We start from the raw sequence: 14876 nt of genomic DNA, 5'->3' as shown, positions 1-14876 counted from the left end.
AATCAACCAGCTTGCCTCCCAACTCAACATGGAGATCGTAGAGAGGAGTGCGTTTTAAGTCAGTCATAGCTGTAGCCTTTCAATCAACGGGACTGGTCACGGACAACCATGACGGTGCAATGCGCGTTGCGCACAACACGGGCCAGGTTCGGGCCAATCTCATAGTTCGGGAAATCGCCTTTGGTCGACGCCATGACGATCAGATCAAAGCCGTCCTTATAGGCAAGCTTCAGAATTTCGCGGTAGACGCTGCCTTCTTCGACATGCACCGGCACATCAGAGGCATTGGCGTGATCCAGTATGGCCTGAACCGCACCCCGCACGTGGTCTTTGGCGCCTGCGCCATAGTTGGCGGGTAGGTTCGGCAACTGGATGATCTCGGGGATGACGGCGACCGTGTGCAGTTCGGCACCATAGAACTTTGCCTGTTCCAAAGCGACCGGCAAAGCCAGTTTCCATGAGCGGTCGTCAGTGTGATCAATCGGCAGCAGGATTTTCGTGGCCATCACGTCTCTCCTCGAGATAGAAAATTTGTTTCAAAGGCGGGGGGCCGGGTTGGCCCCCCGTTTTATTTTGTCAGTGCCGAAGTTATTCGGCAGGTGAGCCGCCCGGTTCTTCGGACTGACCGTTCGAGGCAAAGAACTCTTTCGTCAGTTTGAAGACGATCGGGCTCAGCAATGCCAGAGCGATCAGGTTCGGGATGGCCATCATGGCGTTCAGCGTATCCGCCAGCAGCCAGACAAAGCCCAGATCTGCAGTCGCACCGAAATAGATCGCAACGATCCAAAGGATGCGGTAGGGCAGCAGGGATTTGACGCCCAGCAGGAACTCAACACATTTCTCGCCATAGAACGACCAGCCAAGGATGGTGGTGAAGGCAAAGATCGACAGCGCGATTGCGATCAGGTGACCACCGCCCGGAAGCGAGGTTGCAAATGCCAGCGAGGTCAGGGCAGCGCCGGATTCACCAGAAGTCCATGCGCCGGTCGAGATGATTGCCAGACCGGTGATCGAGCAGACGATGATGGTGTCGATGAACGTACCCAGCATCGCGATCAGGCCCTGATTGACCGGACCTTTGGTTTCGGCCGCTGCGTGTGCAATCGGAGCGGAACCCAGACCGGCTTCGTTGGAGAACACGCCACGTGCCACACCAAAGCGGATGGCGGCCCAGACAGCTGCACCTGCAAAACCGCCTTCAGCGGCAGATGGGGTGAAGGCGTAGGTAAAGACCAGCGACAGGGCGTTACCGATTTCGCCAATGTTGATGATCAGAACCAACAGGCCAGCGACGATGTAAGCGATCGCCATGGCCGGAACCAGCTTACCGGCAACCGCACCGATGCGGGTAATGCCACCCAGGATAACGGCGGCGGTCAGGACCATCAGAACAATTCCGGTGATCGAGGTATTCACGCCGAAATTCGATTCCAGAACTTGTGCCACACCGTTTGCTTGTACACCGTTACCGATGCCGAAGGCAGCAATGGCACCGAATAGGGCGAAGGCCCAACCCAGCCAGTGCCAATTCGACGACAGACCGTTCTTGATGTAGTACATCGGGCCGCCAACAAAATTGCCCAGCTCGTCCTTCTCGCGATACTTCACCGCGCAAACGGCTTCGGCATATTTGGTGGCCATGCCCACCAGGGCGGTCATCCACATCCAGAACAATGCGCCCGGACCGCCCAGGAAGACAGCAGTGGCCACACCGGCGATGTTACCCGTACCGATGGTCGCCGACAGCGACGTCATCAGCGCGTTGAACGGGCTGATCTGACCGTCACCCTGACCTTCGCGGCCTGCGAACAACAGCTTAAAGCCAGTGCCGATGCGCAGGATCGGCATGAATTTCAGCCCCACCTGCAAGAAGAAGCCGACGCCAAGAATGAGAACCAGCATGAGCGGCCCCCACACGACGCCATTGATGGCCCCTACGATTGAATTTAACGCTTCCATGGTTTCCCTCCCATTTGCGTTTGGATTATGCCCCGGTGGCGATAGCCCGTTGGCGGGCTTGCTTGAGGGCGGCAAAGTCTTCGTCCGCATGGAACGACGAACGGGTCAGCGGGGTTGCTGACACGTGCAGAAAGCCCTTGGAGCGCGCGATTTGCTCCAGTTGGGCGAATTCGTCCGGAGACCAAAAACGATCAATCGGGTGGTGTTTCGCGGTCGGTTGCAGGTATTGCCCGACCGTCAGGAAATCGACCTGAGCCGCGCGCAGGTCATCCATCACCTGGCGAACATCGTTCAGGGTTTCTCCCAACCCGACCATCAAGCCGGATTTGGTGAAGATCTCGGGGTTGGCGCGCTTGGCATCGTCCAGCAGCCGCAGCGAGGTATAGTAGCGCGCGCCGGGGCGAACGGACGGATACAGGTGTGGAACGGTTTCCAAATTGTGGTTGAAGACGTCTGGGGCAGCCTGGAACACGACATCCGCCGCGTCGCCTTTACCTAGAAAATCGGGGGTAAGAACCTCGACCGTTGTGCCTGGGTTTTGGTGGCGGACGGCCCTAATGGTCTGAGCGATATGTTCGGCCCCGCCATCAGCCAGATCGTCCCGGTCCACGGATGTGATCACCACATGGCGCAGGCCCAGCTTTTTGACCGCCGCTGCGACGCGGCCCGGTTCAAATGCGTCCAATGCATCGGGACGTCCCGTGGCCACGTTGCAGAAGGAGCAACCGCGGGTGCAGATCTCGCCCATGATCATCATGGTGGCGTGACGTTTGGACCAGCATTCGCCGATATTGGGGCAGGCGGCCTCTTCGCAGACGGTCGCCAGATTGTGCTCGCGCATCAGACGACGGGTTTCGTAATACTCGGCGCTGTCGCCCTTTTTCTTGCGAATCCACTTGGGCTTACGCGGGATGACACTGTCTGCCTTCTTGGCCTTTTCAGGGTGGCGGGGGCGAAGCTGGATGGTCATCTGGCAGGTCCCTCTTAGGCGTGGATTGCGCGGCCCATGGCGTCAAGGCAGGTTTCTTTGACCGCCTCGCCCATGGCTGGGTGTGCATGACAAGTGGCAGCGACCTCGGCGACGGTTGCGCCTTTGGTCATGGCCAGAACCAACTCGGCAATCAGGTCTCCTCCGTGGGCGCCACAGATGTGGGCGCCCAGGATTTTGCCGCTTGGGTCCGCCAGAACCTTGACTGCGCCGTCGGTGTCGCCGGTCGAACGGGCGCGCGAGTTGGCCATGAAGGCGAACTTGCCAACCGAATACTCGGTGCCAGCCTCTTTCAGCGCTTCTTCGGTCAGACCGACCGAAGCGACCTCGGGGTCGGTATACACGACCCCCGGCACGGTGTTGTAATCGACATGGCCAGCTTGTCCTGCGAGAGTTTCCACGCAGGCGACGCCGTCTTCTTCGGCCTTGTGCGCCAGCATCGGACCGGGCACGCAGTCGCCGATGGCGTAAATGCCGGGAACCGAGGTCTGGAACGTCCCATCCACCTCGATGAAGCCGCGCTGACTTACTGTAACGCCCAGCTCCTCCAGGCCCAGCCCACGGGTGACAGGGCGGCGGCCCACAGCGATCAGGACCTTATCAGCCTCGATCACTTCTTCTTTGTCTTTGCCGACGCGATCAACGGTCAGCACCAGACCGGTATCGGTCTTTTCGACCGTTTTCAGCGCACGACCCAGCTGGAATTTCAACCCGCGCTTGGACAGTGCGCGTTGTGCCAGCTTGGCGATTTCACCATCAATGCCGGGTAGAACGCGGTCCAGATACTCGACCACGGTAACCTTTGCGCCCAGACGGGACCAAACCTGCCCCAGTTCCAGCCCAATCACACCTGCGCCGATCACGACCAGATGGTCCGGTACGCTCTCCAATGCAATCGCACCGGTCGAACTGAGGATGTCCTGCTCGTCGATCTCGATCCCCGGCAGCGAAGTCGGTTCCGAGCCGGTGGCGATCAGAATGTTTTTCGCTTGATAGACATCATCGCCGACCTTGACCTGTCCGGCAGAGGGGATGCTGGCCCAGCCATCGATATGGTCGACCCCGTTTTTCTTGAACAGAAACGCGATGCCTTTGGTCAGGTCGCCTACGATCTTGTCCTTACGCCCCATCATCGCGGGTACGTCGATGCTGGCCCCCTCGACCGCAATGCCGTGGGAGGAGAGATGTGCAAGTTCGGCATACTTGGCCGAGGAGGTCAGCAACGCTTTGGAGGGGATGCACCCCACATTCAGACAGGTCCCGCCAAGTGCCCCGCGCCCTTCGACGCAGGCCACTTTCAGTCCCAGCTGAGCCGCGCGGATCGCAGCGACATAGCCGCCAGGTCCGCCCCCGATGACAATCAGATCGTAGGTCATGACGCTAACTTTCAGTAGATCGGGTGGCTTGCGCACAGGGCGCGCACTTTTTCACGGGTTGCTTTTTCAACGGCTTCGTCTCCGCCCGGGTTCTGCGCCAGCGCGTCCAGAACGTCACCGATCAGATGGCCGATCTGCTTGAATTCCTCGGGGCCAAAGCCCCGGCTGCAACCGGCCGCAGTACCCAGACGAATACCGCTGGTGATGGTGGGTTTCTCGGGGTCACCGGGCACGCTGTTTTTGTTGCAGGTAAAGCCAGCGCGTTCCAGCGCGGCTTCGGCGTCTTTACCGGTTACGCCAACCGGGCGCAGATCCACCAGCATCAGGTGGTTTTCCGTGCCGCCCGAGACGATGTCGCAGCCACGTGCCATCATAACGTTGGCCAGAGCCGAGGCACTGTCGACGACGCGCTGCATGTACTCTTTAAATTCGGGTTTCAGAGCCTCACCGAAAGCGACGGCCTTACCGGCGATCACATGCATCAGCGGGCCGCCTTGCAAACCGGGGAATACGGCTGAGTTGATCTTTTTCGCCAGCGCTTCGTCATTTGTCAGGATGATGCCACCGCGCGGACCGCGCAGGGTTTTATGCGTGGTCGATGTCACGATATGAGCGTGCCCGACGGGAGAAGGGTGCAGGCCGGTTGCAACCAGACCGGCGATATGCGCCATGTCGGCTAGCAACCAGGCGCCAACCTCATCCGCAATCGCGCGGAAACGGGCGAAGTCGATTTTTTGCGAATAAGCCGACGCGCCTGCAATGATCAGTTGGGGCTTTTCGGCCTTGGCCAGTGCTTCGACCTGATCATAGTCGATCAGCCCCGCATCGGTCAGACCATATTGGATCGGACGGAACCATTTGCCGGATTGCGCCGGTTTCGCGCCATGGGTCAGGTGGCCGCCGGCGTCCAGCGACATGCCCAGAATGGTGTCACCGGGGCTGAGCAGTGCCAGCTTTACCGCACCGTTCGCCTGTGCGCCCGAATGCGGCTGCACGTTCGCGTATTCGCAGCCAAACAGCTTCTTCAACCGGTCGATGGCTTCCTGCTCGACCTCATCCACATATTCACATCCGCCATAGTAGCGGCGGCCGGGATACCCTTCGGCATATTTGTTGGTCAGAACCGATCCCTGGGCGTCAATTACAGCCTGAGAGACGATGTTTTCAGATGCGATCAGTTCGATCTGTTCGGCCTGACGGGCGCCCTCGCGTGCAATCGATGCAGCAATGGTCGGATCGGCCTGTGTAAGCGACGTTTTGAACATGGTCATCTCCTCTGATTTCGAATCTCCGGTTCGAAACTATGTTTCCTATAGTGGAATTGATTCCCTTAAAGCAACATAAATCTCTTATTCGTGAAGTTGCGTGCGACTAAGGGAATATGTAAGCTGGAAAGAACGGGGAGATTTTCATGGGCGAAGACCAAAGAAACGAAGGGGTTACACCCGAAGAACTGGATGAAGGGGCGGCCTTGGGGCGTTCCATCCGCGACGCGCGACGGGAAAAGGGCTGGACTCTGGAAGAGGCCGGGCGTGCAGCAGGTATCGGGCGATCGACCCTGTCGAAGATCGAAAACAATCAAACCAAACCCAGCTTTGAGATCGTGCGGCGGTTGACACAGGCGCTGGATATGAACCCTCCGCAACTTTTTCTTCAATCGGGTCAGTCAGGCATAAACGGTCGGCGGGACTATACCGCTAAGGGGCAGGGTGAGTTCCGGGAAACCGCCACCTATCTGCATGAATTGCTGTGTTCGGATCTGACAAGCAAACGCATGCTGCCTTATGTTGCCACGATCCGGGCCCGCGATATTTCTGAGTTTGACCCTTGGATTCGCCATTCGGGCGAAGAATTTATGTATGTGCTGAGCGGCGAGTTGATTTTCATCTCGGAACACTACCGCCCTCTGCCGATGAAAGCGGGTGATTCACTCTATTATGACAGCAGCATGGGGCATGGCTGTGTGTCGACCAGTGAAGAAGACGCGCAGGTTCTTTGGGTGTCGTTGGAATAGGTCGTGTACCTGGGAAACTTGGCGTTACCGCAGTTTATCACCTTTCCGGTGTGGCTTGGGTTTCGCGCACAGAAGAACTAAAAACCCAGTTTGTGGAAACTTCAATATTGAAATTAGACGTCTTGGGATAGACTGTTAAAACCTGCTTTGATCCTTTGCTGTCACGGTTTAAGAACAATCTATGCGATCAACTTCGTATAGTTGGCGTCAAACACATTCGTTACCAAACCGCGATTCCGGAACCCCAATACCGCTGAAGCTTGAATTTCCGTGGGGCGAGCAAGAGTTTTGGGGAGGGAGAAACACGTACTTATGGTCGCGTGGTTCTCTTGGCCCTCAGCCCATTGAAAGCGCATATTTGGCGCTTTCAATGGGCTCATAAGAAGATTGATGCCGTTGAAAACCTCGACGCCCTCATCAGGCAGGTTTTGGAAGGGAGCGAAAGTGTCGCGGCCGTTGGCGTTGCTGCCTCGAAAATACTTTAGACTCAGCATGTCTCCGAAGTCAGTCTTCCCGTCATCGCGAATTTTAGGATTTGGGACATGGACATCAACCGGCAAGCTCAGGAGTTTGGACGTGGACTAAACTTGATGGGCATAGATCCACTGCAAGGTACGACCGACAAAGAACGCGAGGCGCTAAAATATCTTGATGAGCGAACCCACAAGACTCGCACCCTACAAAGCATGGCTCCTATAGCTTTGTTTTCGGCCTCGGATGAGCTGCGCGACGCCTTCAAATCAAAGATTGCCGGGTACGAACATCACCTGCCGATTTATTTCAATGAGGAATTTGGCAACGTCGAGCATATCGAGGCTGTCAGGCGCAATGCCGAAGAGGGGGCACGAATGGTCGAAAGCACCAGCTATCAAATTTTTTCTAAGCCTGACACTGAGGGCATGTCGGAGATTGCATAAGTGCCTCCCCAGCCGACCACGGAAGACGGCAAGAAACAACAGAAAGAGGCAAGGGATAAACTAAGCGAATACAACGTGTTCTTTTGGGCAAAGGCGCGGCTCTGTGGCGAAGCTCCTAATCCAGACTATGCGCCCGAGGATGTAGTAAGTTTCGCCAAGGCGCGGGCTAGACACGATTCATTCTGTTTTTTTGGAACGCGCGGGTGAAGGGGTGCACCAGGCCGCATTGGCAGCTATGGCCGCGCTTACCCGGTTGTTCCGGCCCTGTCCCGATGGCAAAGCAATTTTCGCCATTGCGACACCGGATATCGCTGCATTTGAGCAGGAGGATTTCCTCAATCCGAGAGCCGATTGTGAGAACGATAAGCGGAACCCAGTAGGTCGCATCCCGGATGATAAGCTTGCCTCGTTTCCACCGGCGATGGGCCGAAAGACAGCCGGTGAAAATCGGCGACGTCAGGATTTTTGCCAGGCGTTCTTCGGTCCAGGGCATTCGGATCCTGGGCATGGTCACGCGCACATAGAGCTCATCATTCGGGGCCTGCGCCGCGATGTGCCCTTCGACCTCTTCATAGGACAACGCCTCTGGAGGATTGATGCCGAGGTTCTTGGCACTCTTGAACATACGATTCAAACCATCCCGATCTCGCTTGATAGTAGTTATGGTGCGGCGTGGAACCAAGTTATCGGCAAGGATCACCCGCTTTTCTGCAACCGAGATATCGTCTCGCCCCCTGATCTCTTCGGTCACTAGGGGGTCATGAGCATCAGCTGCAGAGATCTCGGTCGCCTTCGAGATTTTCTTTCCTTCTTTGTTAAAGCGGTTCTTACCGTGACTACGACCTTGGGTGCGGGGTAGTCGGGCTTCCCAAGCAAAGAACTCTTTTTGCCGTTCCTCGTGATCGCCGAGACGGGAATATCGCCGAAGAATTCCAGCGTCAGCTTTTCTAGGGCATTGATGTTGCCCTGCATTGACGGGTTGGATGGTTTTTCCGGGGTTTGGCCCCAAGCGTGTGAGAGAAGAACGGGCTCCTGAACGAAGCCGTCGAAATCCTCGATACCATGTTCTTTGAGCAGTGCACGGCTGGCAGTCCGCAAATCGTCGCCATCGGCTACGTCATTCTCGACTTGGTTCATGAGCCACTTGAGCGAAATGGCCTGGCGACCGAGGTCCGGCGAGAGCGGATTCGGCAAGGCAAGCGATATCATTTCACTGGCTTTTTTAAGCAGCTCTTGAACTCCCTCCCAATTTCCGCGCCTGGCGGCGCGGCGCAGTTTCTTGTTTTCAGCTTCGAGTTTTTCAATGCGTTCGTCCACATCTTCGTTGGACAGACTACCCATGCTGTTCTGCTCGGCCAGGATCCGGGACAACTCCACCCGGAGGGCTTCATTCAGCAGGGCCTTGGCGTGGGCAGGGGGCAGGGAAGTTGTATTCAGCGTGTCCACGATTTCGATCTCCTTTTGCTCGCAGACCGTGAAGAGCCTTGCGGCTCACATCACGGCGTCGCGCGGGAGATCGGTTCGCAACGAAAAACAGAGAAATGAGTTTGTTTGAGGGTTTGATAAGCTTCTGCGTAGGCGCTTGCGGAAATAGAAAAACCGGCCCCTTCTCATAAGGTAGGGGCCGGCGCAGAGCTTGGGTTTTCGGTGGGACGAGTCGGCGCGCTTGCGGGCATAGCGCGCATCGGCATGTGTTACACTATGTGTCACAGTTTCGGATGGCTGTGACACATCGTTTTTCAGGGACTCTGTAAAGCTCTTATTTTCTTGGATTTTTGGAAGCATGTGGCTGGGGTGGTAGGAATCTTTGCCGTCCGATGAAACCTAAGAGCTTTTCCAACCGGCGGCCGAAACTGGGGCGGTTCCGGGGCATTTCGGGAGGGAACACGGGGCATGCCTGACCGCTAGAGAGGTCGTTAACCCGTGCCGACAAGTGCTGACGAGACCGCTAGATCGACCGTTCACTGGCGCTGACTGGACCGCTGACGACTGTTTCCGGGTGCTGACGGGTAGTCGCTGGTGCTGGCGGTTGGGTGGGCTTTGGTGGCGCTGGGGCGATCGTTCGAGCGGATTGCTGTCAACGTCCGCAACGAGCCCATATCCGACCGACATCGTAAATCGAACTATTGTTGTGGCGAGTACCAAATCGGCGAAGTGTAGGCCCGTTCCTGTGTTGTTAATTGGACGCCATCCGGCATGTCTATTCCGAACTTCACTGCATCATACGCCGTCCAGCGAGGGGTCGGAATTTCCATAACCCGGGCATAATAAAATGCGCTTTCCGAGGGATCGAAATCCGGGTCTTCCCACACGGTTCCCAGCTCAGAGGCTCCAATTTTGTTGGTCCACGAGGGGATAGAAAGGTCCACTGTGGTGCCTACCGACGGCAACTTGCCAGCGGCATCTGGTTCGCGGGAACCAGACCAGGCCACGTCGTAGACTTTTTCCCGTTGCTCTCCATCTGCATCTAACCAGCCCTTTATGATCTGGATTCGATCCAGGTTTGCTCCCATCGGATCACGAAGCGCATATACTAGAAAGGAAGGTGCGCCTTCACCGGGGTAAAGATCACCACCCATCGGCACCCCTTTGCTGTATCCCACAAGCGCCAAGTCGCGCCGTAGGGCATCTTCTTCGGCAAAAGAAAATCCTCCGAACATACGGACGCGCATTCGAGGTCCTGTAGTTGCGTAGGTTTCACGCCGATGCATCGCATCCCAAATGGCTTCTCGGGAATTCTCCTGCGCCCACACAGCTGTCAAACCACCAGTAATGTATTGCGACGAAAGCAGCGCAACAGTCCCGTCAGCATAGGTCTTACTGACATGTTGGCTGCGCTCTTCGCTGGGCTCGTAACCGGTAAACTTCCCGAAGAAATTGTCGTTATCTGGAGCCGTTAAACCTGTGTGTGTGTCACTAGCCCCACCCAGGCCAAACTTGAAAGGGTTTACTCCCAAAGCCTTTTCCAAAGATAAGCCTCGAAGTAACCCGGATCGAGCGTATTCACCGGGCAACATTTCTGGCTCTTTCGGAACCGAAGCATCCAGATTGCCGTAATCCCATGTTTCGAAGTCAGCAAATTCATCGTCAGGTGATAGGAACGGGTGGGCCTCACCATCTCCCTTAATCTGCGTTGGTTCGTATAGTCTTTCCCATTTGTTTCGCGCTTCTGCGTATGCGGGGTCTAACGGCACACCATCCGCGAAGTCATCGACTAACGGGAACATCCAGCCGTTAGACAAGTTCCCATTATGTGGAATAGCAAGAACACGCCCGCCTGTCGTTTGTTCATAGTTCTCCAACCACTTCCAAAGATCACGAGGGTTAGGTGAGCCCACAGGTGGCGTTGTTGTATAAGGCAGTATCTGTCTTGTGAGCTCAGGGCCATCGCGAAAGATCACATTTCGGTGCAAATTGTTCCCTGCGACGAGAGATGTCCATTCATAGGCAATAAAGGTGCTGAACACGCCCGGATCATTGTACTCTTCCGCGGCATCGATAATTTCGTCCCAAACACGGGCATACGCAGGGTTGCCTGGTTGATAGTTCAGCGCAGGGGAAACCTGTCCTTGCGCAAACGCGGCTGTAAGCTCAAGCGCAGCCGCTAGAGCGGCTTCTCCGCCCTTATTGAATTCTTCATGGAAATATCTGCCTTGCTCATCTGCCAAGATATTGGGAGCACCTCCGATGATATCGGTAATCGCACCCATAGCATCCGAATGATCTGTAATTATGAAGAAATCGAGAGGCCTCGACAACTTTACAGGTTGCCCCGTGTTCGACACAACTTCTTCGCCATGCGCAAACCGATAGGCATCATGAGGCATGAGGCGCGTACCGCCCCCACCAGCATCCCCGGAAAGACCAGTGTGAACGTGAGTGTCACCAAAATAGACTTGAGTTGGATACGCACGTTCGGCGTAAGGTGAATAAGGTCGACCGGAAGGGCCTGAAAGGCCTGACGGATTTATTGCATCCTGAGCTAGGACTGGGCTCCCCAGAATGAGAGCTGCCGGCAAAACATAGCGAAACAATTTTTCCTCCATAATTGAAGGCACCATAGCATAACTCTGCTCGGGAAGTTATTTCGACTGAGTTTGAAGGTTTGCTAAGTCCGCACAGCCGGCGCTGGTCATGTCGGGACAGACCACAAGCCCGATAGAAAGCGTCGGTTGACCGGTGTGAGCCCTTTTGCGTCTTTGCTGAGGAGCGAATAACAGATCATCAAGGATGTTAAGTGGGTGGGTACAAGGTTACGAACACGTTTTCTGTTCTCCAAAATCTTAGGCACTCAACAGAGCAGCTTCAACCGCTTTCGCAATACTAAGCAGATCGAGGTCAGCCTCCGGGCGCCCGTCAAGTTCCAACCCCACAGGTAGATGATCCCTTTCTGATGCACTCAGGGGGATTGATATTCCCGGAGCACCATAGACCCCGGTTGCAGCAACGTTTCGCATGAAAACAGGCAATATAGGCACATATTCACCGTTCAGGAAAACGGCCGCATCAGATCCCTCAATTGGGGGGGCTTCAAGTGGTGCAGTCGGAAAGATCAGGGCATCGAGTCCAAATTCCTCAAACAGCCTTAGATAAATCTGTCTGATCCCATCAATCCTGGCGATTGCCTCACGATAAGTAGTCTCTGATGGCGCGTCGTCACCCAAGACCGAATTGACATACGTGATCTTGACGTCCTTGCTAGCGATCTTGTCGACCATGTCCTGCAATGTTGTGTTTGGTTGCTTTTGCGCCAGACAAGCAGCCATTGCATTTTTCATTTCGTAAAAACCAGCGGAGAACCCCACTTCGAAAGATGCCGCGCTTATCGGCGATATTTCGACTTCGATCAGGGTAACGCCAGCCTGTTCGAGTTTTGCGAAAGCATCGCTGACAGCGCGAGACACATGGGGCGAAAGGTTCACCATGTAGTCTTTTACTAAACCCAGGCGCAGACCTCGCAGGTCACGAGGTTCAGGCATTGTTTGATGAGTCATAATTGAAAACAGATACGCAACGTCTCCAACGGTTGTCGCCATGGGGCCTGCAACGTCAAACGTCGGGACAGAAGGGACAATGCCGTTCATATCTATCAGCGACGTCGAGGGTCGAAACCCAGCCACGCCTGTCAGTGCGGCGGGAACCCTGATCGAACCCGCGGTATCGGTTCCGAGCCCACCCAAAACGATCCCGGACGCAATCGCTGCAGCGGTTCCACCTGATGACCCGCCCGGGATGCGGGTAAGATCGGCGGGGTTTCGAACGGCACCAAACGCTGCGTTGTTAGACGTCACCCCAAAGGCAAGTTCGTGCATGTTCGCTTTGCCAATAACAATTGCACCCTCGGATGTCAGGCGGGAGACAATCGGGGCCGACTTCGAGGCAACATAATTGATACTCGGGGTGCCTGCTGTGGTCCGATACCCTTCAACATCGATATTGTCCTTGATAGCGAGCGGTATACCCGCCAATCGCCCGGTGTTGCCGCCAGAGCCAATCAACAGATCCACCCGCCTCGCGTCTGCCAAGGCCTTGTCCCGGTCATATGAAATGAAAGCGTTGATTTCACTGTTGGAAGCCATCTCATCAAACGCCTGCTCGACGAGCGAAACCGCCGAGAGCGATCCGCTGCGAACCTGATTTGCTTTTTCAACAATAGAGCCGGACATCTGCTGAATACGTACCAAAGTTATGAATGCGTCTGAAGTTTCTATTCGTCGATTCTCCGGTCAGCACCAAACTGTTCGACGGGAATTCACTCAAACGCGTAGATGCTTCATAGAATGGGCTAGGTTTTTGCGAATGCTGCAAACGGCAACTTCGTTCGCCTGACGGAAACTCGTCCAGAATTCTTGAATATCCGCTCCCCTAAAAACCGAGCAACTTCCTGCATCTAAATAAAGAAGCAACTGCAGGAGTTTGATCCATGAAGTACCTGTCTGCCCTCGGCGTTCTCGTCGGGGGTTTTCTTTTGCACCCACCGCCCAAGGCTGTCCTGACGACGATGCTCTGGGTGGTTGCTCGGTCTCATCCCGCTGTCTCGGCGCTGGTTCTGCTGGCGGTTCTCTGGACGTGGAGACATGGAGGCGACGATGACTGAACTGGAGCTAAACCCCGGCGACGTCGTGGTCGTCCGGGCCTTCGATGACGTTCCTGAACATCTGTTCCGCGTGGATGAGGTGTTTGAAGACTGCGTGACCGGCTTTGCTGTCACCGGCCCACTGGCTGGTTCTTACGGCGAGCCGACCCTAGAGATTATCCTGCGGATCGTCTCAGACACCTGAACCCATCCCAATCCTAAATCTGAAAGGAGGAGACCTATGTCTGCTCATATTCGCTATGCCGATCTGAAGGGCCATTCGTGGCTGTATAGACGCAACTAACCAGTTGACGTGGCTCTCGCGCTGGGCGCTCAGGCGTTGAAGCAGAGCCTCAAGACCGGAGATCGTAACACCGCCCGTGTCCGAGCCGCGGAAGTCAATGCGCGGTTCGAGACGCTGGTGGAACAGGTTGGGTCGCAGGCAGAAGACGTCCTCTCTGCACCGGAGAACACCGCTGGCGTTCCTGATTGGGTCGATCAACCGGAGTCGTCTCTCGTCCGTCTCCGGGCCACTTTGGAGGACTCTGGATGCAATCTCGAGCGGTCTAAGCTCATCAGGCCATCAGCGCCGGTGAAAGTGCCGGTTCGTGACCTGAGCCGGGCCTATCTGAACAAGCGCAGTAACGAACTACGACCCAGCGGGTTCAAATCGGTCCGATACTCTGTCGGGTATTCACTAGTCGCTTTGGTGGCCAGTCTGTTTGCAGTCTGACACGGGATGACGGGCGGGACTTCCTGTCCGCAATAGCCCAACTGTCTCCGATGATCGGCAAGTCGGAAGGAACCTGTGGGCTGACCCTGGACCAACTGGTCGCGTACTCGTCTCGTGGGTCGGTGACCATAACGGCCAGAACCCAGCGGCGTATCTGGTCGCAGGTCAATCACTTCCTCGACTGGGTTGTTTATGAGGGGCATCTGGAAGTTAACCCCTTCCGAACCGTTCTGTTCGCCCGGAAGATACGTCCTCAACCCTATGCAGTTCCGACTGACGATGAAGTGTCGCGGTTGCGGGGAGCCAGGGACCGAGGCCTGCATCCGGTCCTGCTGACCTGTCTGTTGACAGGAATGCGAGCGGGGGAAGCGGTGGGGTTGCTTCGGGAAGACCTAGTGACCAAGGGCAATCTCGGTTGCTTCGTTCATGTCCAACCTAACCAACTACGACTGATGAAGACCGACGCGGCGGAGCGACTGGTTCCGGTCCATCCGGAGCTGGATGAGACGTTCCGTCAACTGCCTTCATCCGGCCCTCTGTTTCCTGACCTGACCGTGGCGCACATCACCAAGGGATTCGCGAGACTGAGACGACGGCTGGATCTGGATCGACCGGGACTGGTGTTTCACTCGACCCGCAAGTGGTTCATCACCCAGTGCGAGCGAACAAGTGTTCCTGAGCATTTCACGGCATCTCTGGTCGGCCACCAATCGGCACGGTCAGAGAACGGGATCACCTATGGCATCTACTCGGCTGGCATCAGTGATGAGCAGCGTCGGTCGATCGTCGATCAGATCCAACTCCCGACATGAC

General features: G+C 56.0%; 15 protein-coding genes. 6 read left to right on the top strand and 9 right to left on the bottom strand.

Annotated elements, in window-relative coordinates; translation table 11 throughout:
- Positions 1-83: 83 nt before the first annotated feature.
- The 5 genes from GOX21_RS10875 to glyA all read right to left on the bottom strand — a co-directional run bounded on the left by GOX21_RS10875 (position 84) and on the right by glyA (position 5588).
- Entirely contained in the window at positions 84-506 is a 423-nt protein-coding gene (locus GOX21_RS10875; RefSeq protein ID WP_170347762.1) for a universal stress protein, read from the bottom strand.
- Between the two features lie 82 nt (positions 507-588).
- Positions 589-1959, bottom strand: a complete 1371-nt coding sequence (locus GOX21_RS10870) for an alanine/glycine:cation symporter family protein (protein ID WP_170374140.1) — start codon at positions 1957-1959, stop codon at positions 589-591.
- A 25-nt stretch (positions 1960-1984) separates the two neighbouring features.
- A complete protein-coding gene (lipA, locus tag GOX21_RS10865) occupies positions 1985-2929 on the bottom strand; it encodes a lipoyl synthase (RefSeq protein WP_170374142.1) in 945 nt (314 codons plus the stop codon).
- 14 nt (positions 2930-2943) lie between these two features.
- Positions 2944-4323, bottom strand: coding sequence for a dihydrolipoyl dehydrogenase (gene lpdA / locus GOX21_RS10860; RefSeq protein ID WP_170374144.1), 1380 nt, complete (start codon positions 4321-4323; stop codon positions 2944-2946).
- A gap of 11 nt (positions 4324-4334) precedes the next feature.
- Entirely contained in the window at positions 4335-5588 is a 1254-nt protein-coding gene (glyA, locus tag GOX21_RS10855) for a serine hydroxymethyltransferase (RefSeq protein WP_170374145.1), read from the bottom strand.
- A 146-nt stretch (positions 5589-5734) separates the two neighbouring features.
- Between glyA and GOX21_RS10850 the strand changes: the two genes are divergently transcribed.
- Together GOX21_RS10850 and GOX21_RS10845 are read left to right on the top strand one after the other, a co-directional pair.
- A complete protein-coding gene (locus GOX21_RS10850) occupies positions 5735-6337 on the top strand; it encodes a helix-turn-helix domain-containing protein (RefSeq protein ID WP_170347767.1) in 603 nt (200 codons plus the stop codon).
- Positions 6338-6879: 542 nt separating this feature from the next.
- Positions 6880-7254, top strand: coding sequence for a hypothetical protein (locus GOX21_RS10845; protein ID WP_170374147.1), 375 nt, complete (start codon positions 6880-6882; stop codon positions 7252-7254).
- Positions 7255-7420: 166 nt separating this feature from the next.
- On the opposite strand, the gene GOX21_RS10840 is transcribed toward GOX21_RS10845, so the two are convergent.
- The 4 genes from GOX21_RS10840 to GOX21_RS10825 form a co-directional block, all read right to left on the bottom strand.
- A complete protein-coding gene (locus tag GOX21_RS10840) occupies positions 7421-8005 on the bottom strand; it encodes a hypothetical protein (RefSeq protein WP_170374149.1) in 585 nt (194 codons plus the stop codon).
- Entirely contained in the window at positions 8005-8700 is a 696-nt protein-coding gene (locus GOX21_RS10835; protein WP_170374151.1) for a hypothetical protein, read from the bottom strand. The genes GOX21_RS10840 and GOX21_RS10835 overlap by 1 nt, the downstream gene beginning before the upstream one ends.
- A 677-nt stretch (positions 8701-9377) precedes the next feature.
- Positions 9378-11300: a DUF3604 domain-containing protein gene (locus tag GOX21_RS10830; RefSeq protein WP_254428523.1), complete on the bottom strand. Its 1923-nt coding sequence runs from the start codon at positions 11298-11300 to the stop codon at positions 9378-9380.
- A 237-nt stretch (positions 11301-11537) separates the two neighbouring features.
- On the bottom strand, positions 11538-12920 hold the full coding sequence (locus GOX21_RS10825) for an amidase family protein (RefSeq protein WP_170374155.1): 1383 nt from the start codon (positions 12918-12920) through the stop codon (positions 11538-11540).
- Between the two features lie 257 nt (positions 12921-13177).
- On the opposite strand from GOX21_RS10825, the gene GOX21_RS10820 reads away from it, so the two are divergent.
- The 4 genes from GOX21_RS10820 (at position 13178) to GOX21_RS10805 (ending at position 14875) form a co-directional block, all read left to right on the top strand.
- Entirely contained in the window at positions 13178-13351 is a 174-nt protein-coding gene (locus GOX21_RS10820; RefSeq protein WP_170347773.1) for a hypothetical protein, read from the top strand.
- Complete coding sequence (locus tag GOX21_RS10815) at positions 13344-13535, top strand: hypothetical protein (protein WP_170374157.1); 192 nt, start codon at positions 13344-13346, stop codon at positions 13533-13535. The genes GOX21_RS10820 and GOX21_RS10815 overlap by 8 nt, the downstream gene beginning before the upstream one ends.
- Before the next feature lie 108 nt (positions 13536-13643).
- Entirely contained in the window at positions 13644-14063 is a 420-nt protein-coding gene (locus GOX21_RS10810; RefSeq protein WP_170374159.1) for a hypothetical protein, read from the top strand.
- Between the two features lie 50 nt (positions 14064-14113).
- Positions 14114-14875, top strand: a complete 762-nt coding sequence (locus GOX21_RS10805; protein WP_170374161.1) for an integrase — start codon at positions 14114-14116, stop codon at positions 14873-14875.
- Position 14876 lies beyond the last annotated feature (1 nt).

The sequence above is a fragment of the Ruegeria atlantica genome (assembly GCF_013032005.1).
GTDB classification, from domain to species: domain Bacteria; phylum Pseudomonadota; class Alphaproteobacteria; order Rhodobacterales; family Rhodobacteraceae; genus Ruegeria; species Ruegeria atlantica_A.
The sequence above is the reverse complement of the archived record's forward strand: the minus strand, read 5'-3'. Positions and strand labels throughout refer to the sequence as shown.

Coding starts and splice junctions, on each gene's coding strand:
- GOX21_RS10815 (WP_170374157.1), top strand. CDS start 13,344: ATGACTGAACTGGAGCTAAACCCCGGCGACGTCGTGGTCGTCCGGGCC.
- GOX21_RS10820 (WP_170347773.1), top strand. CDS start 13,178: ATGAAGTACCTGTCTGCCCTCGGCGTTCTCGTCGGGGGTTTTCTTTTG.
- GOX21_RS10830 (WP_254428523.1), bottom strand. CDS start 11,300: ATGGAGGAAAAATTGTTTCGCTATGTTTTGCCGGCAGCTCTCATTCTG.
- lipA (WP_170374142.1), bottom strand. CDS start 2,929: ATGACCATCCAGCTTCGCCCCCGCCACCCTGAAAAGGCCAAGAAGGCA.
- GOX21_RS10805 (WP_170374161.1), top strand. CDS start 14,114: ATGATCGGCAAGTCGGAAGGAACCTGTGGGCTGACCCTGGACCAACTG.
- GOX21_RS10850 (WP_170347767.1), top strand. CDS start 5,735: ATGGGCGAAGACCAAAGAAACGAAGGGGTTACACCCGAAGAACTGGAT.
- lpdA (WP_170374144.1), bottom strand. CDS start 4,323: ATGACCTACGATCTGATTGTCATCGGGGGCGGACCTGGCGGCTATGTC.
- GOX21_RS10875 (WP_170347762.1), bottom strand. CDS start 506: ATGGCCACGAAAATCCTGCTGCCGATTGATCACACTGACGACCGCTCA.
- GOX21_RS10825 (WP_170374155.1), bottom strand. CDS start 12,920: ATGTCCGGCTCTATTGTTGAAAAAGCAAATCAGGTTCGCAGCGGATCG.
- GOX21_RS10845 (WP_170374147.1), top strand. CDS start 6,880: ATGGACATCAACCGGCAAGCTCAGGAGTTTGGACGTGGACTAAACTTG.
- glyA (WP_170374145.1), bottom strand. CDS start 5,588: ATGTTCAAAACGTCGCTTACACAGGCCGATCCGACCATTGCTGCATCG.
- GOX21_RS10870 (WP_170374140.1), bottom strand. CDS start 1,959: ATGGAAGCGTTAAATTCAATCGTAGGGGCCATCAATGGCGTCGTGTGG.